General features: G+C 64.9%; 15 protein-coding genes. 2 read left to right on the top strand and 13 right to left on the bottom strand.

Going from position 1 to position 18,400, the window contains the following annotated elements:
* Positions 1-19: 19 nt before the first annotated feature.
* The 13 genes from B0E49_RS18630 to B0E49_RS18570 all read right to left on the bottom strand — a co-directional run bounded on the left by B0E49_RS18630 (position 20) and on the right by B0E49_RS18570 (position 16,062).
* Complete coding sequence (locus B0E49_RS18630) at positions 20-1,231, bottom strand: amino acid ABC transporter substrate-binding protein (protein WP_077564067.1); 1,212 nt, start codon at positions 1,229-1,231, stop codon at positions 20-22.
* A gap of 306 nt (positions 1,232-1,537) precedes the next feature.
* Positions 1,538-2,281 carry a lysophospholipid acyltransferase family protein gene (locus B0E49_RS18625; RefSeq protein WP_077564066.1) on the bottom strand — a complete coding sequence of 248 codons (744 nt, stop codon included), beginning with the start codon at positions 2,279-2,281 and terminating at the stop codon, positions 1,538-1,540.
* 42 nt (positions 2,282-2,323) lie between these two features.
* Positions 2,324-3,622: a dihydroorotase gene (locus B0E49_RS18620; RefSeq protein ID WP_077564065.1), complete on the bottom strand. Its 1,299-nt coding sequence runs from the start codon at positions 3,620-3,622 to the stop codon at positions 2,324-2,326.
* A 19-nt stretch (positions 3,623-3,641) separates the two neighbouring features.
* Positions 3,642-4,634 (bottom strand): aspartate carbamoyltransferase catalytic subunit, encoded by a 993-nt coding sequence (locus B0E49_RS18615; protein ID WP_502688715.1) that lies wholly within the window; start codon positions 4,632-4,634, stop codon positions 3,642-3,644.
* Positions 4,607-5,104, bottom strand: a complete 498-nt coding sequence (gene pyrR, locus B0E49_RS18610) for a bifunctional pyr operon transcriptional regulator/uracil phosphoribosyltransferase PyrR (protein WP_077564063.1) — start codon at positions 5,102-5,104, stop codon at positions 4,607-4,609. Before pyrR ends, B0E49_RS18615 begins: the two co-directional genes overlap by 28 nt.
* Complete coding sequence (gene ruvX / locus B0E49_RS18605) at positions 5,101-5,517, bottom strand: Holliday junction resolvase RuvX (RefSeq protein ID WP_077564062.1); 417 nt, start codon at positions 5,515-5,517, stop codon at positions 5,101-5,103. Before ruvX ends, pyrR begins: the two co-directional genes overlap by 4 nt.
* The gene (locus B0E49_RS18600; RefSeq protein WP_077564061.1) at positions 5,514-6,113 is read right to left on the bottom strand and encodes a YqgE/AlgH family protein; all 600 of its coding nucleotides are present in this window, start codon (positions 6,111-6,113) and stop codon (positions 5,514-5,516) included. The genes ruvX and B0E49_RS18600 overlap by 4 nt, the downstream gene beginning before the upstream one ends.
* A 166-nt stretch (positions 6,114-6,279) precedes the next feature.
* Positions 6,280-12,189, bottom strand: coding sequence for a hybrid sensor histidine kinase/response regulator (locus B0E49_RS18595; RefSeq protein ID WP_077564060.1), 5,910 nt, complete (start codon positions 12,187-12,189; stop codon positions 6,280-6,282).
* A gap of 44 nt (positions 12,190-12,233) precedes the next feature.
* Positions 12,234-14,492: a methyl-accepting chemotaxis protein gene (locus B0E49_RS18590; protein ID WP_077564059.1), complete on the bottom strand. Its 2,259-nt coding sequence runs from the start codon at positions 14,490-14,492 to the stop codon at positions 12,234-12,236.
* Positions 14,493-14,516: 24 nt separating this feature from the next.
* The gene (locus B0E49_RS18585) at positions 14,517-15,047 is read right to left on the bottom strand and encodes a chemotaxis protein CheW (protein WP_077564058.1); all 531 of its coding nucleotides are present in this window, start codon (positions 15,045-15,047) and stop codon (positions 14,517-14,519) included.
* A 14-nt stretch (positions 15,048-15,061) separates the two neighbouring features.
* Positions 15,062-15,427, bottom strand: a complete 366-nt coding sequence (locus tag B0E49_RS18580; protein ID WP_077564057.1) for a response regulator — start codon at positions 15,425-15,427, stop codon at positions 15,062-15,064.
* A complete protein-coding gene (locus B0E49_RS18575; protein WP_077564056.1) occupies positions 15,414-15,824 on the bottom strand; it encodes a response regulator in 411 nt (136 codons plus the stop codon). Before B0E49_RS18575 ends, B0E49_RS18580 begins: the two co-directional genes overlap by 14 nt.
* A gap of 64 nt (positions 15,825-15,888) precedes the next feature.
* Positions 15,889-16,062 carry a rubredoxin gene (locus B0E49_RS18570; protein WP_077564055.1) on the bottom strand — a complete coding sequence of 58 codons (174 nt, stop codon included), beginning with the start codon at positions 16,060-16,062 and terminating at the stop codon, positions 15,889-15,891.
* 95 nt (positions 16,063-16,157) lie between these two features.
* On the opposite strand from B0E49_RS18570, the gene thiD reads away from it, so the two are divergent.
* Together thiD and hemL are read left to right on the top strand one after the other, a co-directional pair.
* Complete coding sequence (gene thiD / locus B0E49_RS18565) at positions 16,158-17,096, top strand: bifunctional hydroxymethylpyrimidine kinase/phosphomethylpyrimidine kinase (RefSeq protein WP_077564054.1); 939 nt, start codon at positions 16,158-16,160, stop codon at positions 17,094-17,096.
* On the top strand, positions 17,080-18,390 hold the full coding sequence (gene hemL / locus B0E49_RS18560; protein WP_077564053.1) for a glutamate-1-semialdehyde 2,1-aminomutase: 1,311 nt from the start codon (positions 17,080-17,082) through the stop codon (positions 18,388-18,390). The genes thiD and hemL overlap by 17 nt, the downstream gene beginning before the upstream one ends.
* Positions 18,391-18,400 lie beyond the last annotated feature (10 nt).

Genomic DNA, 18,400 nt, shown 5'->3' with positions numbered 1-18,400 from the left:
GTTCCGAGCGGCTGGGGGCTTAACGCGCGTTCCAGGCCGGCATCGGATACTTCGGCTGTTTCACAAATCCCTTGGCGTTGTAAATTTCCGCCAGGTGTTCGCCCTGCACCTGAATCACCACCTGGGGCAAGTTGATCTGGCCATTCGCGGCAAAGGCGATCGGACCGTACAGGCTGTCGAACTTGATCTTGGCCAGCGCATCGCGCACCTTTTGCGGCTCGATGCTGCCGGCGTCTTCCATCGCCTGCACCAGCGCTTCGACGTCAGCCACGCCGGAGGCGGCATGGTAGTCGGGGTCGTAGCCGAACCTGGCCTTGTACTCCTTGGCAAACTGCTCGGCGTCGCCAAACCAGCGGTCCTTCAGGGCCGGCGTCGGCAGCCAGGCGGTCATGCCGAACGCATAGTCGGCGTCCTTGCCCAGGGCCTTGCGGAAGTCCTCGCTCGGCACACCCACCGTGAATGAATACATCTTGGGCGCCACGGCCAGGCTCTTGGCCTGGCGCACGAAATTCAGGATCTCGGTTTCGTGACCCGCCACCAGCACCACGTCGACGTTCTTGCTCTTGATCTGCGACAGCAGCGAATTGAAGTCGCTGGTGTTGCTGCTGTAGCGTTCGTCCATCACCGCGTCGAAGCCGGCCTTTTTCAGCATCGGCCGGGTGCCTTCCGCCACGGACACATCGAAGGCGTCATCGGCGTACAGCAGCGCCACGGTTTTGGGCGGCGTCTTGAGCGCCTTCAGCATGTCGATGGTGCTGCCAAAATAGTTGCTGGCCGGCGCCAGCGTGCCGAAGACGTACTTGAAATTACGCGCGAAGATCTGGTCCGACGCGCCGCCGCCCTGCACCATCGGTACCTTGTATTTTTCCGACACGGCCGAGTCGGCCAGCGCGAAATTGCTGGCGAACGGGCCCAGCAGCAGATTGACCTTGTCCTGCGACACCAGTTGCGTGTACTGGCGCACGCTCAGGTTCACGTCGGACTGGTTGTCGTACAGCTTGAGCGCGAGCTTGTGCGACTGGCCTGTAATTTTGACGCCGCCCGCCGCATTGATCTTGTCGATCGCGAGCTGATAGGCATCGCGGTAATAGCGGCCGGTGTTGGCGACCGGGCCAGTCAACTGCACCGAGGCGCCCAGGACGACATCCTGGGCCAGTGCCGCACCTGCGGGAGCCGCGGCAATGCAGGCGGCGAGAAGACTGAACAGCAGGCGCGAACGGTTTGGCGACATGGCGCATCCTTTCTGGTTGGATTCTGTAGGAGTTGCCACCCACGGCACTCCGGGGAGGCGAGCTTACGCTTTCAATCATATGAATGCAAACGATCCAGCCGTGTTGAGGGCCATTCGGCGACATCGGAAAATGCCTCTCATTTATTCGGATTTTAAAAAAATAATGGCTGTAGCCCGCACCAGTTATTCACCATAAGCTATATTTTTTATAGCACTCCAAGCTTGAAGCAACGTCAAGAACCATGCGGTGAAACCCCTCGCCTATCAGGGAAAACATGGAGGGCGCCGGTGTCTTGCGACGCTGTTTTAACGCCGGATTTTCTGCAACTCGGCGACCGCCGCGCGCAAATCGGCCGCCCAGGCGCGCCGGTCCCGGCCGTGCGCCCGCTGCGGCTCGCCGAACGACACCACGGCCACCAGGCCCCGTGCACTGAGCGTGCGCCAGATGGACCCGCCCAGCGTCTCGTCACCAACATAACTCGGCGCACGGCTTGGCCGGCCGCTGGCCGCGTCGACGAATTGCAACGCCAGTGGCTGTACCGGCGCCTGCGCTGAAATGGCCGCCTGAATCAGGTTGGCATGAAACGGCAGCAGCTGCCCGCCGTCGCCGGTCGTGCCTTCGGGGAACACCGCCAGCACGTCGCCGGCGCGCAGGGCTTTGGCCATGTGGTGCACCACGCGCATCGCGTCGCGCCGCGATGCGCGTTCGATGTAGAGCGTGCCGGCCGCGTTGGCCAGGGTGCTCACCAGCGGCCAGCCCTGCACGTCGGACTTGGAGACAAAGCGGCAGTGGCGCGCCGCATGCATCACCACGATGTCCAGCCACGAGATGTGGTTGGACACCAGCAGCATCGGCCCGATGGCGGGCGGCTGCCCGCGAACTACCAGTTTGATGGCAAAGTGTTCAAGCAGCTCAAGGGCCCAGGCCTGAACGCGCACATCTTTTTGCGACTGGGACAGGCGCGGGAACAGCAGCACGATGGTGCACAGGCCGGCCAGGACATGAACCAGCCCGCGCAGCAGTTTCCACCCCGCCCTGAGCTGGTTCATGCCCGCGAACGCTGCGCAGGGCTGGGCCGCAGCGTGGCGGCTCTAGGCGGCACGTTCAAATGCCACCTGTCCGCCCACGATGGTGCAGCGCACCCGCCCGGGCAGCGCGTAACCGGAAAACGGCGTGTGCTTGCCCTGGCTGCACAGCGCCTCGGGCCGCACCGTCCATTCGTCCTGGGGGTCGAAGATGCAGACATCGGCGACGCCGCCCGCCACCAGCTGGCCGGCGCTGGCCTGCAAGGTGCCCAGTGCCGTACCCAGCACGCGCGCCGGCTCGCTGGTCAGCACCGCCAGCGCGCGCGTGAGGCCCACGCCGCTTTCCTGACCCCACTTGAGCGCCAGGCTCAGCAGCAACTCGACGCCGGTGGCGCCGGCCTCGGCCTCGGCAAATGGCAGCGCCTTGGCGTCTTCATCGACCGGTGTGTGGTCGGACACCAGGGCATCGATGGTGCCGTCGGCCAGGCCCTCGCGGATCGCGTCGCGGTCGCGCTGCTGGCGCAGCGGCGGGTTCAGGCGGGCCCGGCTGTCGAAGTAGCCAATGTCGGTGTCGGTCAGATGCAGCGAATTGATGCTGACGTCGCAGGTCACGCCAAGGCCTTCGTCCCTGGCCTGGCGCACCAGGGCCACGCCGGCCGCACTGCTGAGGCGGCAAATGTGCACGCGCGCGCCGGTGGCCTTGGTGAGTTCGAAGATGGTGTGCAGCGCAATCGTCTCGGCCGCCACCGGCACGCCCGCCAGGCCCATGCGGGTGGCCAGCGGGCCGCTGGCCGCCACGCCCGTGCCCAGATACAGCTCCTGCGGGCGCAACCAGACCGTGTAGCCGAAGGTGCCGGCGTACTGCAGCGCGCGCAGCAGCACCTGCGTGTTGGCCAGCGGCACCTCGGCCTGCCCGAAGCCCACGCAGCCGGCCTCGGTCAGCTCGACCATCTCGGTCAGCACCTCGCCCTGCAGGTTGCGCGTCAGGGCGCCGAGCGGAAAGACGCGGGCCTGGTGCAGCTTTTCGGCGCGCATTTTCAGCATCTCCACCAGGCCCGGCTCGTCGAGCACCGGATCGGTATCGGGCGCGCACACCAGGCTGCTGATGCCGCCGGCCACGGCCGCGGCCATTTCGGACTCCAGCATGCCTTCATGCTCATGGCCGGGCTCGCGCAGCCGCACGGCCAGGTCCACCAGGCCGGGCGCCACCACGCAGCCCGACGCATCCAGAATCCGGTTTGGCAAGAAACTGTCCGCTACATTTTTAATAGCTATGATGCGGCCTGCAGCAATGGCCACATCGCATATTTCATCGAAATTCGTGGCGGGGTCGACGACCCGGCCGTTCTTGATCAATATCTTCATGCTGTGTCCGCCTTATCGCTCATGCCTCGTTGCCGGCCACGATGCTCATCACCGCCATGCGCACCGCGATGCCAAAGGTCACCTGCGGCAGGATCACGCTTTGCCGGCCATCCACCACGGCCGAGTCGATCTCCACGCCGCGGTTGATGGGCCCGGGGTGCATCACGATGGCGTCGGGTTTGGCCAGTTCCAGCTTGGCGGTGGTGAGTCCGTAACTCTTGGAAAACTCCTGGCTGGAGGGCAGCAGCGCGCCGCTCATGCGTTCGTTCTGCAGGCGCAGCATGATGATCACATCGCAGCCGCGGATGCCTTCCTCCAGCGTGTGGCACACGCGCACGCCCATGGGCGCCATGTCCGCGGGCACCAGCGTCTTGGGGCCGACCACGCGCACCTCGGCGCAGCCCAGCGTGGTCAGCGCATGAATGTCGGAGCGCGCCACGCGCGAGTGCAGCACGTCGCCGACGATGGCCACCGTGAGGTTGGAAAAATCCTTTTTGAAGTGCCGGATGGTGTACATGTCCAGCAGACCCTGCGTCGGATGCGAGTGGCGCCCGTCGCCCGCATTGACCACATGCACATGCGGCGCCGCGTGCTGGGCAATCAGGTACGGCGCACCCGATTCGCTGTGGCGCACGACGAACATGTCAGCCGCCATGGCGCTGAGGTTGGCAATCGTGTCCAGCAGCGACTCGCCCTTGGACGCCGAGGAGCGCGCGATGTCGAGGTTGATGACGTCGGCGGACAGGCGCTTGGCCGCGATCTCGAAGGTGGTGCGGGTGCGCGTGGAGTTCTCGAAGAACAGGTTGAACACGCTCTTGCCGCGCAGCAGCGGGACCTTCTTGACCTCGCGGTCGCTCACGCTGACGAAGTTGGCCGCGGTATCGAGAATATGCATCAGGGTGCTTTTGGGAAGCCCCTCGATGGACAGCAAATGGACCAGCTCGCCGTTCTTGTTGAGTTGCGGATTGCGTTGGTTCTGCACGGTCAGTGGTCCTCCACATGAAAGCTGAATACGCCGGCCTCGTCGCGCGCCAGCGCCAGCGACTGGGAGGCTGGCAGGGTGACCCGCGCGGCCGCAAAGTCCGCCTGGATCGGCAACTCGCGCCCGCCCCGGTCCACCAGCACTGCGAGCCGGACGCTGGCAGGGCGGCCGAAATCAAAAAGTTCGTTGAGGACCGCGCGGATGGTGCGGCCGGTATACAGCACGTCGTCGAGCACGATGATGTCAGCCCCGTTCACATCGAACGGCAGCACCGTCTGTCCACCCGACGACAGGCCGCGCTGCGCAAAATCGTCGCGGTGCAGGGCCGACGAAATGACACCGGACTCATGCGGCCAGTTCAGGTCTTTTTGCAGCCGCTGCGCCAGCCAGGCGCCGCCCGAGGTGATGCCCACGAGCCGGGTTTGCGGATTGCACAAATGACCCACGCCGCGCAGCAGTTCGCGGTACAGCGCTTCGGCATTGAGCGCGAGAGTGCTCATGGAATGCTCCTCAAAAATTGCTCCAGAATAATGCAGGCCGCCGCCGCGTCGGCGTCTTTGGCACCGGCCGCCAGCGCTTCGGTGGTGCTGTAGCGCTCATCCACTTCAAAGACCGGCAGCTTGACGCGGCCCCGCAACTGGCGCGCGAACTTGCGCGCGCGTGCGGTGTTCTCATGGGCGGCGCCATCCGGGTGAAAGGGAACGCCGACCACCAGTGCATCGGGTTGCCACTCTTCGATGCGCGCCTGTACCAGCGCAAAACGTGCGTCGCCTTCGGCCTTGATGGTGGCCTGCGGCTGTGCGCTGCGCAGCAGCCGGTTGCCGACGGCCACGCCGGTACGCTTGAGTCCAAAATCGAAAGCCAGAAACGTTTGCAGATGGGGAGGTACGTCGGGTCGGACCAACGAGCTCATGCGTGCCCCGCCTGAGGCGACAACGTCCAGGCCTCAAGGCCGAGCAGCGCCAGCGCCCGGTCGTAGCGCTGCTCCACCGGGGTATCGAAAATCACGGCGGTGTCCGCCCCGACCGTGAGCCAGCTGTTCTCGGCCAGTTCCGATTCGAGCTGGCCCTCGCCCCAGGCCGAGTAGCCCAGCGAAACCAGCACGCGGCGCGGCCCGGCGCCCGTCGACAAGGCCTCCAGCACATCCTTCGAGGTGGTCATTTCCAGCCCCCCCGGAATCGACATGGTGGAGGCATAGGCGGTCTCGCTGGAACTGGCGTCGCCCGTCAGCATGGTTTCGTGCAGCACAAAGCCGCGCTCGGTCTGCACCGGTCCGCCCTGGAACACGGGCACCTCGACCAGGTCGTCGCGCTGCAGCGACAACTCGACCTTGTCGAACAGGTTTTTGAGGTTGAGGTCGCTGGGCTTGTTGATGATCAGCCCAAGCGCGCCGCGTTCGCTGTGCTCGCACAGGTAAATGACGCTTTTGGCAAATGTCGCGTCGCGCAACCCCGGCATGGCGATCAGGAAGTGATGCGTCAGGTTGATGGGGGCAGAGTCCGCGGGCATGACGCCAATTTTACCCTCGCCGTCAGGACGCCGCCCCTTCCTGCAAAGGCCCGGGGCTGGCTGGCCGTGCAGCAGGTGCGCGCAGCTCACCGCGCGATTCGAGGGTCACCCGGTCGCTATCAATTAAATAGCGAAGAGCCTCCCATATGCCTGTGTTACACGCTGATCAGGCCGGAATTTCCGTGGCGCAATAGCGCCGCACCAGGCTCAGCAACTCTTCTTCCGAATAGGGCTTGCCCAGGTAGTGGTTGACGCCCAGTTGCTTGGCGTGCTCGCGGTGTTTCTCGGCAATGCGCGAGGTGATCATGACGATCGGCAAATCGTGCATGTGCTGGTCGCCCCGGATGTTGCGCGCCAGATCGAAACCATCCATGCGCGGCATTTCGATGTCGGACAGCACGAGCGCCGGACGCTCCTCGGCCAGCCGCTCCAGCGCCTGCAAACCGTCCACGGCCAGCGCCACCCGATAGCCTTCGCGCTGCAGCAGGCGCTGCGTCACACGGCGCACCGTGATGGAATCGTCGACCACCAGGATCAAGGGGACTTGGGGTGGCAACGCGAGCGCAGCGGCCCCTCCCGCAGCACCCGAGCCCGCGTGCTCCAGAATGTCGGGCTGCGCCTGGTCGGCGCTCATCGACCGGGCCTGCTCGCCATACACCGAGGCCAGCGCTACCGGGTTGTAAATCAGTACCGCCGCACCCGAGGCCAGTACAGTCATGCCGGCCAGCCCGGGCAAGCGGGACAGCTGCGGCCCAAGGTTTTTCACCACCACCTCCTGGTTGCCCAGCACTTCATCGACGTGCAGCGCCACACGCTGCGCCGCGCTGCGCAGCACCAGGACCGGCAGTGTCTTGCCCTGGGTTTCGCTGCTTCTGCCGGAGGTCTGCAATAGCGCGCCCGACCAGAAAAACGGGATCGACTCCCCGCCAAAATCGAACGTGCCGCTGTTGTAGGCCTGCTGCAATTCTCTGGCGGTGGCACGGCGCACAATTTCCACCAGGTTGGAAGGCACGCCGATCAACTGGCTGCCCGTGCGCAGCATGACCACCTGGGTGACCGCCGTGGTCAAAGGCAATACCAGCTTGAAGCCGGCGCCCTTGCCCGCCTCGGTCGTGGTCTCGATGCGCCCGCCCAGTGCGTTGACTTCGGCACGCACGACATCCATGCCGATACCGCGCCCGGCCAGCTCGTTCACCTGGGCCGCCGTGGAAAAACCCGGCATGAAAATGAAATCGGCGGCCTCTGCATCCGACAGCGCCTGGTGCGCCGAAATCAGGCCCTGTGCCAGCGCTTTTTCGCGAATGCCGGCAACATCCAGCCCGGCGCCATCGTCGCGAAATTCGACCGAGACATCGTTGCCGGCCTGATGCAGGCCAATCGTGATGGTGCCCACAGGATCCTTGCCGAGCCGGGTGCGCACCTCGGCGTCTTCGATGCCGTGCGCGACGCAATTGCGCAGCAGGTGTTCAAACGCGGGGGTCATGCGGTCCAGCACGCCGCGATCCATCTCGATGGAGCCGCCCATGATGTCGAGCTTGACCTGCCGGCCCGTTTCCTTGGAAGCCTGCCGCACCACACGGTACAGGCGGTCCGAAATGCCCTCGAACTCCACCATGCGCGTGCGCAGCAGGTCGCGCTGCAGCTCGCGGGTCTGGCGCGCCTGGGCATTCAAATCATCTTCGGTGGCCTCGACCGTGCGCTGCAGGCTGCGCTGCACGGTAGCGACGTCGTTCACCGATTCGGCCATCATGCGGGTCAGTTCCTGCACCCGGGTAAAGCGGTCGAATTCCAGTGGGTCGAAGGTCTGCTGCGAATCCTTGGCCTGGGCCAGACGCGACTGCATCTGCGTTTCTGCCTGCAACTCGATGTCGCGCAACTGCTGGCGCAAGCGGTCCAGGTTGCCTGTGAGGTCGCCCAGGGAGGCGCGCAACTGGCCGATCTCGGACTCCAGCCGCGTGCGCGTGATCATGACCTCGCCGGCCTGGTTCACGAGCCGGTCCAGCAACTGGGAGCGCACCCGCACGGCGTGATTCGAGGCCTGGCGCAGCGGCGCCAGCACGTTGCTGGCCGGCAAGGCAATCACGCCGCGCTTTGGCGGCGCTGCCGCCGTACCGGATTCGACGGCAGTCGCGGCGGCTGGCGTGGCCGGCGGCGCCGCCTCCTGCAGGGTTGTTGCCAATGGCAACAGGTGCGCGGGCTCGGCCATGGCCTGCGCCTGCCGCAAGTGGTCAAAAATACCCTGCATCGCATCAAAACGCGCCAGCAGCGGCTCCAGTTGCTGCGTTTGCAGTTCGTCCGTGCCGAGATGCTCGATGTCGGACTCCAGCAGGTGGGCCATTTCGCCCAGCCGCAGCGCACCGGCCAGCCGCGCGCTGCCCTTGAGCGTGTGCAGGGTGCGCAGCACTTCGCTGCGCGCACCCTGATTGGCGGGGCGGGCCGACCACTGGCGCAAGGCTCCGCCCAACTGGGGCAGCAGTTCCGCCGCTTCTTCTTCAAAGATCGGGAACAAATCGCGGTCTACGGCGTCGACCGCGTCGATATCGTCGTGCCGCTCCTGCGTGATCGTGCGGGTTTCGGCAGGTGTTTGCGGGGGCGCCGAAAATCGCATCGGCACCGGGGCCAGGCGACCCAGCTCAACCACATTGGTGAGGGGCGCGGCATCCTGCGCTGGCGTCTCTTCTTGCGCAGTGTCCTGAACGGCGGCCTCGGCCGGCGGCTCCGCAGCCAGAACACCGCTGAGCGCCAACAACACCTCCTCATTGGGATCCTTCAGGAAACCGGCGGCGAACTGATGCAGCAAGCGCCGGATGTCATCGGCGGCGTCGTTGAAGACTTTGCCCTGCCAGGGCGTTCCGCGCGTCTGCAACTGCACGTGCAACAGCGCATGTTCCAGGCCACGCGCGAGCTCCGACAGCGCATGGAAACCGACGGCGGCAGAGCTGCCCGCCAGCGAATGCGCCAGCGCGACGGTGGAATCGGGGAGCGGCTGGTGCAATTCCATGGCCCACTCGGCCAACTCGGTGACCAGCCGGCGCGACCACTCGTCGGCTTCGTTCAGATAAACGTTGAACAGCGGGATACCGATGCGTAGCGGACCAATCACCTTGACCGGCTCGTCGCTGGCCGCGCCCGCCGGACTCTCAGGCTCCGACCCCAAAGGTGGTTCCGGCCGGGCCGATTCGGGCTCGGCAGGCGCACCCGTCAACGCCGGTTCATGCGCGGGCACCGCGGGCAGCCCAGCTTCCAAAGCGGTCGCGAAAGCGACCCACTCGTCGGGCTCCGGCACAGCGGTTGTTGCGGGTGGCTGGGTCTCCCGATAGGGCTCGGTGGAGAACAGGCTGTCCAGATCGAACGGGACAGCCTCTCCCGCCAGTGGCGCGGGCAGCGTCGCCTCGGAGACCGACATGAGGCCGGCAAAGTCAATCTCGCCAAAATCTGTCAGCGGTGCGCGTGTCGATTCGGCAGGCAGGCTCCCGGCGGCTTCTTGCGCAGACTGCGTGTTCTCGACATCTGGATCCACCTCGGGCGCCACCAGCTCGGGGACTGCCGCCTGCTGCGGGGTGGCCGCAGCCGCCGCATCGCCAGGCAGCACCAGTGCGAGGTGCCGATTTTCGGTTCGCAGCGCATCTGCGGCGGTGACAAAAGTTGCGGCCCGCCAGGCGGTGTCGTGCTGGGTGGCGATCGCTTCCACCCAGCGGCCAAAACCCAGCAGCACGTCCTGGGACAAATCCTGCAGTGCAGCGTCGACGGGTGTGTGATCGGCCAGCCGGGTGTTGAACAACTGCTCCATTGCCCAGGCGGCTTCGCCGAATTCATGCAATCCGACCATCCGCGAACTGCCTTTGAGGGTATGGAAGGCGCGGCGCAGCGTTGTTTGCCGGCTCTGGTCGTGGGTGTCCTCGGCCAGCGACCCCACTGCTGCCAGACCGCTTTGCAGGACCTCGCGCGCCTCGTCCAGGAAGATGCCGCGCAGATCGTCCTCTTCGATATCGGGCTGCGCCACGGCGGGCGCGTCCATTGCCGGTGCCGGGCTCGCGGCCGCAGCCAGCTGCGCCATGGCATCCGCGGCAGCGCTGCCATCCTGTGCCGACATCGCAGCTGACGCATTGCGTGCCGACCTGGCCAGACCCGGCTGCTCGGCCAGTGCGGCGCGGGCCGCCAGCGCATCGAGTTTGGCCGTCAGGCCCGCCTGCGCGAGGTCCGGACCCGCACCGCTCACGACCAAGCGCAACTCCTGCGACAGCAAGTCGGCGCTGACGGGGGCGGACGCCGCGGCCGGCGCCACCGCGGCCGGCGGCGCGGCGCGCCCCATCAGGGGCTTGAGCTCACCCCCTATGTCGTCGTAGACAAACAGCTTCTTGGCCAGCGCCGGCTGGTAACTCAGCATGTCGATCAGGAAGCCGAGCGCGCCCAGATTGTTGCCCAGCTTGTCGAAGGTTCCTGCGGCGTGGACGTGTGCCTTGTCGATATCGGTGACCAGCATCTGCTCCGTGCTGTCACGCATGCGCAGCACCGCGAGCGACGCCTGCTCCAGGCCCAGAACCGAAAGCACGCCGCGCATTTGCGCAAACTGGCCGGGCACGTCCCGCAGCACCGTTTTGTCGCGCGGGTCGCGGAAGAACTGGTCGAGTGCCCTCTCGATTTCGGACAATGCCGTGCGCAGTTCACCGACCACGGTCCCCATGGTCTGGCGGTCGCTGACGCGGCGATACAGCTCCTCCATCCACGGCTCCAGCGGCTCGGGCTGTCCGCCATTGCGCACGCGCTCGAGCCGGTCGCCCAACCGGGCCGTCCGGGCGCCCAGTTCCTGTTCGCCGAGCTCCATATCTTCAAAGGCCGCCTCGAGATACAGGATGGAGGTGGCCACCTCCATCGCCAGCTCGGTGGCCGGGGGTCTGCCGGAACGAACCGTGGCGTCGACGGTGTTTACCAGGGCCTGCGCCATCGACTCGCTGACCGGGTGCAGCCTGACCAGCAACTCGCTCACCAGATTGAAGTGGTCGGCCACATTCCTGAGTTTGCTGACATCGCCGCCGGACAACGCCGACCAGCTCTCCTTGGCCGTCTCAATACGCTTGCGGGCCTGGCCCAGCAACGCCGGGTCATAGCGGCCAAACCGACGCACCTCATAGTCGACCGGCTCGAAATGCGCCAATCCATAGGCCAGACGAACGGCCGACAGCGCCGGCGCCTCATCCGGACGGGTCGGCACGGCCTGCGCACAGAAAAAGAGCAGGTCCTGCGCCAGCCGGTCCGACACACCCTGATCACCGCGCGCGAGCGTGGAGTACTGCAGCAGGATGCGCGAAGCGGCCCGCTTGACATAGATATCGACCGGAACCAGCTTTGCCGCCAGGGCTTCGAAGTACGCAGCGCAAATTTTCCAGAAAGACGCCGGCTGCGGCGCCGTTTGCGCGGCGGCAAGGCTCAGGCTGAGGTCGCGCAAACCCTGTGCGGCCGCCACGTCGCCGCTCCGCATGATCTTCAGTACCGCTTCATCGACCTCGCTGCGGGCCACCGCGTCGTAGTGGCGCGCCGGCTGGCCGGGCGCCAGAACGGGGTCCGTCCAGTGCCACTGCATCGGCCACAGGTCGGCCGGATGCACGCGATCGCCGCCGGCCAGCAACTGCACGTCCCGGTACTGGGGAAACAGGGCCACGGACGATACCGGCCTGCCGCTCAAGACCGCTTGCAGATACTCGGTCAGTGCGAAGCCGGCACGCTCGACCTTGGTGGCTGCCTCGTCGGTGCACAACTCCGGATGCTGGAAGAACCTTTGTACGGCGGCCTCCATGGCGCGCAGCACATGGGCCGGCGCCCCCAGGCCCACCATCTCCATCGCACCCACGGATTGATGAAGTTGCTGGCGTGCAATGCGCAATTGGCCGGTATCGATGTCGGCGAGATTCGATCCTCTGGCGGTTTCGGCCTCCCGTGCAAATCGCTTGAGGGATCGGGTGGCGCCATCCAGCGACTTGCGAATCTCGTCCAGCACCCACGCCAGCGGCCCGAGATCGTGGGCCGCCTGGTCGGGATCGGTGGCGAGGGCTGCGGAACCGGCTTGGTTGAACTGCATGGAGGGATCCACTCGGGCAATAACGGATACGTGAAGGGCAGAAATCAGCTGATCTTGAATCGGGACACGGACTGGCGCAGTTCCTCGGCCATGCGGGACAGCTCACGGACCTGCTGTGCCGTCGAGCGCGTGCCTTCACCGGTCTGCTCCGTCACCGCGAAAATATGCTGGATGTTGCCCGCCACCACGTTGGCGGACGCTGCCTCCTGCGACGCCGCATGCGAGATCTGCTCGATCAGCTCCGCCAGCCTGCGCGACACACGGTCAATTTCCGACAGCGCCGTGCCGGCGTTGTCGGACAGCTTGGCGCCCTCGACCACACCGTGGGTGGAACGCTCCATCGCGGCGACCGCATCCTGCGTATCGGTCTGAATGGCCTTGACCAGTGCGGAGATCTGGCGTGTCGCGTCGGCGGAACGCTCCGCCAGGCGCTGCACTTCTTCTGCCACCACCGAGAAGCCGCGACCGGCATCGCCCGCCGAGGCCGCCTGAATGGCAGCATTCAGGGCCAGCACGTTGGTCTGCTCGGTAATGTCGGAGATCAGCTCCGTGATTTCGCCAATCTCCTGCGAGGACTCACCCAGCCGCTTGATCCGTTTGGAGGTTTCCTGGATCTGGTCGCGGATCGAGTTCATGCCCCCGATGGCGTTTTGCACGGCCATCAGACCCGACTCGGCCGCCTGCAAGGACTGCCGGGCCACCGAGGCCGACTCCTGCGCCTGCGAAGACACCTGGTTAATCCGGCCGGCCATGTCCAGCACGGACTGGCCGGCCGCATGAATCTCGCGCAACTGCTCGCCGGAAGTCGCCAGCAATTCGGTGGAAGTGTTCTCCACCTGGGCGGTGGTCTGGGCGACACGCGACGCCGTGGTCTGCACGTTGCCCACCAGCAAACGCAACTCCTCCACGGTGTAGTTGACGGAATCGGCGATGGCCCCGGTGATGTCCTCCGTCACGGTGGCTTCCTGGGTCAGGTCGCCTTCCGCCACGGTTTGCAATTCGTTCATGAGCCGCAAAATCGCCGCCTGGTTGGCATCGTTGATGCGCTTGGCCTCCTGCTCCTGGCGCTCGGCTTCAAGCCGTTGCTGGTCGGCCAGCCCCTGGCGCTGACGACTGTCCTGCAGCTGAACGTAAGCCAGCCCGGCCGCACAGGCCAAAGCGAAAAGTGCAGACAAAATGAGTGCCACCAGGGAGCCCGAACTGAGCCCGCTGCGGGACGAAAGCTGGCTCTGCAGGCCTTCCAGATCGCGCCGCAGGGGCTCGCTGTCGGAGATGATGGCCGCTTGCGCCTCACGCGCCGCCACCAACCCCTGCAAATTGCCAAGAATGGCGCCGGCCTCGGTGCGCGTCTGCTCGTACAGCTTCATCAGGGCCGCGAGCTGCTCACGGGTCTGCGGGTCCTTCGCTGGCGTCAGGCGCAGCTCCGGGCTGCCATCGAGCAGGCCCTGTGAAATTTCCTTGAAGGAATTCAAATCCTTGCCGAGCAGAAACACCGCCTCGGGGCTCACCCCTTCGGTAGTCAGGAACTCATTGGCGGATTTGCCAATGCGCTGGGTCAGCATCACCAGCTGGCCGGCGGCGGAAATTTCCGTCGAGGGCGCATTTTGCTGCAGCTTGAGCGATGAAACCGTCTCGGCGATTTCCAGCAGATCGGAAGACTGCCGATTGATGGTCCGCAGCGCGCTGCCGACCTGGGTCAGAATCTTTTGCTGGCCCAGCACGATCTTGGCGTTCTTCTCGGCGCGCTCCATCAAGGGAGTAATTTTGTCAAGCTCGGATGCGTCGGCCTCGCTCACCGCGGTCAGCCGCATCGAGTCGCTGCCGCTCTTGAGCCCGCGCACCGTTTTGGCCAGCACATCGGCGCTTTCCTTCACATCCGGAAATGCCGGCGCGCTGCCCACCAGCGCCTGTGACACCGACTTGGCCAGGCGCTGCGACTGCATCAGTGACTGGCCGGTGGCCGCCACCTGCTGGGCCACCCTGTCGGCCTGGTTCAGTGCGAAGAAAGTGACCAGCGCCAGCACCACCAAGGCCAAGCCCAGCAATATCGCAAGAATCCGCTGGTGCTGCGCCGCAGTGCGAGTCCCCAGCAAGGGAATGCTGAGCAGCCCTGCGTCCGAAGACTCCTGTTCCGCGTCCCCGGGCGGCATGCGGCTGTCGCTGAAGTCTTCGGAATGAGCGTGTTCCGACGCCACGGCTTCGGCCCGGTCCGCCCTCATGTCCACGCTACCCGCCATGGTGACGTCGATCACTGCCGAAGCGCTGGCCTGGAACGGTTTTTCAATTTGATTGACGAGGGACATGGTAGTGCGACCTTGCGAAGACATTCAAGCGCTGATGCTCAGGAATCGGGGTTGTTGCGAGAGCGACTGCAGGTTGATTTCCTGCCAGTGCGCGCCATCGGCGTCGGTGTACCCGCTGCCGAAATAGCCGGGCGCTGTGTCGGGGGCAGGCGCAGAATCAATAAATGAATCCATGCTGCGAAGGCCAACAAGGCGGTCAATCAGCAACGCGCAATTGACGTCGAGCACCGAATTCAGGGCCACCAGCCGCGCCTGATCACGGACCGGTTCCGCGCGGGAGGCGGGCACCGTGCCAGCGACAAAACTGCCCAGGTCAATCACGCCGTAAAGGCCGCCGCGCAAATTGGCAACGCCGAGAAACCAGCGCTGGGTGTAAGGTACAGGCTGGGTATTGGCCCAGGGGAAGATCTCCCCCGACTGACTCAATGGAAAAAGATACTTCACATTGGCCGCTTCCACCGCCAGCCAGGAGGCGGCGACGCCCGTGGTCCGGGCCGCGCTCAAGCGGCTCGCCAAATGGCTCTGAAATTGTCGGAGGGCTTCGCGATTGGCCATGCGGGTGATGTGCGTCAGCTCAAGGCTTTGATCTTGGCCATCAACTCGCTGGCATCCACCGGCTTGGTGATGTAGTCCCGTGCGCCCTGGCGCATGCCCCAGACCCGATCGGTTTCCTGGGTTTTGCTGGTGCACATGATGATGGGCACATCCGCGTACTGCGGATCACGCGAGATCGCGCGCGTCACCTGGAATCCGTTTTTCCCGGGCATCACGACATCCATCAAAATCAGGTCCGGCTTTTCCTGGGCGAGCCGGCGAAAGGCCTCCTCGGCGTTCTCGGCGGTTTTCACGGACATGCCATTTTTTTCCAGCATCTCGGTCAACACCATCAACTCGGTTTTGGAATCGTCCACCACCAACACTTTATGAACCGGCATCAATCACTCCTGAACGGGCTTCGCCAAACTGTTGCACGGCTTGCAGCAGCTGGTCTTTGGTAAATGGTTTGGTCAGATAGTCCTGCGAGCCCACCATGCGGCCGCGCGCCTTGTCGAAGACGCCATCCTTGGACGACAGCATGACCACCGGAACGCCGGCAAACCTGGCGTTACGCTTGATGATGGCGCAGGTCTGGTAGCCGTCGAGCCGCGGCATCAGGATGTCACAGAAAATCAGTTGGGGTTGATGGTCGTTGACCTTGGCCAGTGCATCGAAACCATCCTCTGCCAGTACCACGTCGTGGCCACCCTGCTTGAGAAAGATTTCGGCGCTGCGCCGAATGGTGTTGCTGTCATCGATTACCAGAACTTTGAAACCCGATCCAGTCGTGATCATTGGCAGCTGCTCCCGAATTATTTCTTCAACGACCTTGGCCGATAGGCCTTGCGCGCGATATGTTTTATATCTGGACCATTTCGAAGTCTTCCTTGCGCGCGCCACACTCGGGGCAGGTCCAGTTCATGGGAACCTGTGCCCAGACGGTCCCGGGCGCAACGTCATGGTCGGGATCTCCGGCCGCTTCGTCATAAATCCATCCGCAAATCAAACACATCCACGTTTTAAAGTCAGTCACAGCTTAAGGGGCCTTCGAATAGAATGCAACAATTGTATCTAGGCTTCATGTGACCAAGTTAGCACCATCAGCCGATATTTGTCGAGACTTGGCCTATGACAAACCACAAACCCCAGGATTTATCCCCAACCACCCTCGCTGACGAGGACGAAGATTCGAGCCCGGCCTGCGTGCTGGTGTTCAACGCCAGCGATCCCAGCGGCGCGGGCGGCCTGGCGGCCGATGTGAGCGCCATCGCGTCGGTCGGCGCACATGCCTTGCCCGTCGTGACAGGCGCCTATATACGAGACACGGCCGAGATTTTCGAGCACATCGCCTTCGACGAGGAAGCCGTGACCGAGCAGGCCCGAACCATCCTCGAAGACATCCAGGTGCAGGTGATCAAGGTCGGTTTTGTGGGCAGCCCCGAGAACCTCAGCGCCATCGCCGAAATCGCTTCGGACTACGCCGATGTACCACTTGTGGCCTATATGCCCAACCTGTCGTGGTGGGACGAGGGACAGATCGACCTGTACCTCGATGCCTTTCGTGAGCTGCTTTTGCCGCAGACCACCGTGTTGGTTGGAAACCACAGCACGCTGTGGCGCTGGCTGTTGCCGGACTGGAGCGGCGACGAAAGCCCCGGCGCGCGCGATATTGCCAGGGCGGCGGCGGCGATGGGCGTCACGTACACACTGGTCACCGGCATCCCCTTGCCCGAGCAGTTCATCGACAATGTGCTGGCCTCGCCGCAGGCCGTGCTCGGCGGCGAGAAGTTCGAGCGTTTCGAGGCCACTTTCTGCGGCGCGGGCGACACGCTGGCCGCCGCGCTCGCGGCCCTGATTGCCAGCGGCAGCGACCTGGCGGCGGCGACCAGCGAGGCGCTGAGCTATCTGGACCGCTGCCTCGATGGCGGCTTTCGCCCCGGCATGGGCAATGTGCTGCCGGACCGCCTGTTCTGGGCCCAGCCCGAGGCCGATGCCGATGATGTGACCGAAGCCGAAACCGGCGATTTGCAAGGCTTTGCCATGCCTCCCCATGAAACCAAACACTGATCACAACGAAGCGCTGTTCGAGCGCGCCAAACGCTTCATCCCCGGCGGCGTGAACTCGCCGGTGCGCGCCTTCAAGGCCGTGGGCGGCACGCCGCGTTTTGTGCAGCGCGCGCAAGGCGCCCATTTTTGGGATGCCAACGGCCAGCGCTACATCGACTACATCGGCTCCTGGGGCCCGATGATCCTGGGCCATGGCCACCCGGCGGTGCTGGAGGCGGTGCAAAAGGCGCTGCTGGAAGGCTTCTCGTTCGGCGCACCGACCGAGCGCGAGGTCGAGCTGGCCGAAGCCATCATCCGCCTCGTGCCCTCCATCGAGATGCTGCGCCTGGTCAGCTCGGGGACCGAAGCCGGCATGAGCGCGATCCGCTTGGCGCGCGGCGCCACCGGCCGCAGCAAGTTCATCAAGTTCGAGGGCTGCTACCACGGCCATGCCGACGCGCTCCTGGTCAAGGCCGGCTCGGGCCTGGCCACCTTCGGCAACCCGACCAGCGCGGGCGTGCCGCCCGAGGTGGTGCGGGACACGCTGGTGCTGGAGTACAACAACGTCAACCAGCTGGAGGAAGCGTTCGCGCTGCACGGCCGCGAGCTGGCCTGCCTGATCATCGAGCCGATTGCGGGCAACATGAATTTCGTGCGCGCCTCGGTGCCGTTCATGCAGCGCTGCCGCGAACTGTGCAGCCAGTACGGCGCCCTGCTGATATTCGACGAGGTGATGACCGGCTGCCGCGTCGCGCTGGGCAGCGCGCAAAGCGTCTATGCGCAAAGTATCCCGGGGTTCGCGCCGGACATGACGGTGCTGGGCAAGGTGATCGGCGGCGGCATGCCGCTGGCCGCATTTGGCGGTTCGCGCGCCGTCATGGAACAGCTGGCCCCGCTCGGCCCGGTGTACCAGGCCGGCACGCTGTCGGGCAACCCGGTGGCCACCGCCTGCGGCCTGGCCACGCTCCGGGAGATCGCCAGGCCGGGCTTTTTTGAAGACCTGTCGCGCAAGACACGCGCGCTGGTCGACAGCCTCACCGGCGCCGCGCGCGACACGGGCGTGGCCTTCAGCGCCGACAGCGAGGGCGGCATGTTCGGCTTCTTCCTGCTGGATGCCCTGCCGCAGAACTACACGCAGGTTATGAAGAGCGACGGCGCGCGCTTCAACCGCCTGTTCCATGGCCTGCTCGATCGCGGCATCTACATCGCGCCGGCCCTTTACGAGGCCGGCTTTGTCAGCGCCGCGCACAGCGAGCAGGATATTGCCGAGACGGTTAGCGTGGCCCACGACGTGTTCAGGTCGCTATCAAAATAGCAGCGCACAG

Source organism: Polaromonas sp. C04, from assembly GCF_002002705.1.
Taxonomy (GTDB): Bacteria; Pseudomonadota; Gammaproteobacteria; order Burkholderiales; family Burkholderiaceae_C; genus Rhodoferax_A.
The sequence above is the reverse complement of the archived record's forward strand: the minus strand, read 5'-3'. Positions and strand labels throughout refer to the sequence as shown.

Excerpts from the sequence above, each read along its gene's own strand:
- B0E49_RS18630 (WP_077564067.1), bottom strand. The coding sequence starts at position 1,231 with ATGTCGCCAAACCGTTCGCGCCTGCTGTTCAGTCTTCTCGCCGCCTGC.
- B0E49_RS18625 (WP_077564066.1), bottom strand. The coding sequence starts at position 2,281 with ATGAACCAGCTCAGGGCGGGGTGGAAACTGCTGCGCGGGCTGGTTCAT.
- B0E49_RS18620 (WP_077564065.1), bottom strand. The coding sequence starts at position 3,622 with ATGAAGATATTGATCAAGAACGGCCGGGTCGTCGACCCCGCCACGAAT.
- pyrR (WP_077564063.1), bottom strand. The coding sequence starts at position 5,104 with ATGAGCACTCTCGCGCTCAATGCCGAAGCGCTGTACCGCGAACTGCTG.
- ruvX (WP_077564062.1), bottom strand. The coding sequence starts at position 5,517 with ATGAGCTCGTTGGTCCGACCCGACGTACCTCCCCATCTGCAAACGTTT.
- B0E49_RS18600 (WP_077564061.1), bottom strand. The coding sequence starts at position 6,113 with ATGCCCGCGGACTCTGCCCCCATCAACCTGACGCATCACTTCCTGATC.
- B0E49_RS18595 (WP_077564060.1), bottom strand. The coding sequence starts at position 12,189 with ATGCAGTTCAACCAAGCCGGTTCCGCAGCCCTCGCCACCGATCCCGAC.
- B0E49_RS18590 (WP_077564059.1), bottom strand. The coding sequence starts at position 14,492 with ATGTCCCTCGTCAATCAAATTGAAAAACCGTTCCAGGCCAGCGCTTCG.
- B0E49_RS18585 (WP_077564058.1), bottom strand. The coding sequence starts at position 15,047 with ATGGCCAATCGCGAAGCCCTCCGACAATTTCAGAGCCATTTGGCGAGC.
- B0E49_RS18580 (WP_077564057.1), bottom strand. The coding sequence starts at position 15,427 with ATGCCGGTTCATAAAGTGTTGGTGGTGGACGATTCCAAAACCGAGTTG.
- B0E49_RS18575 (WP_077564056.1), bottom strand. The coding sequence starts at position 15,824 with ATGATCACGACTGGATCGGGTTTCAAAGTTCTGGTAATCGATGACAGC.
- thiD (WP_077564054.1), top strand. The coding sequence starts at position 16,158 with ATGACAAACCACAAACCCCAGGATTTATCCCCAACCACCCTCGCTGAC.
- hemL (WP_077564053.1), top strand. The coding sequence starts at position 17,080 with ATGAAACCAAACACTGATCACAACGAAGCGCTGTTCGAGCGCGCCAAA.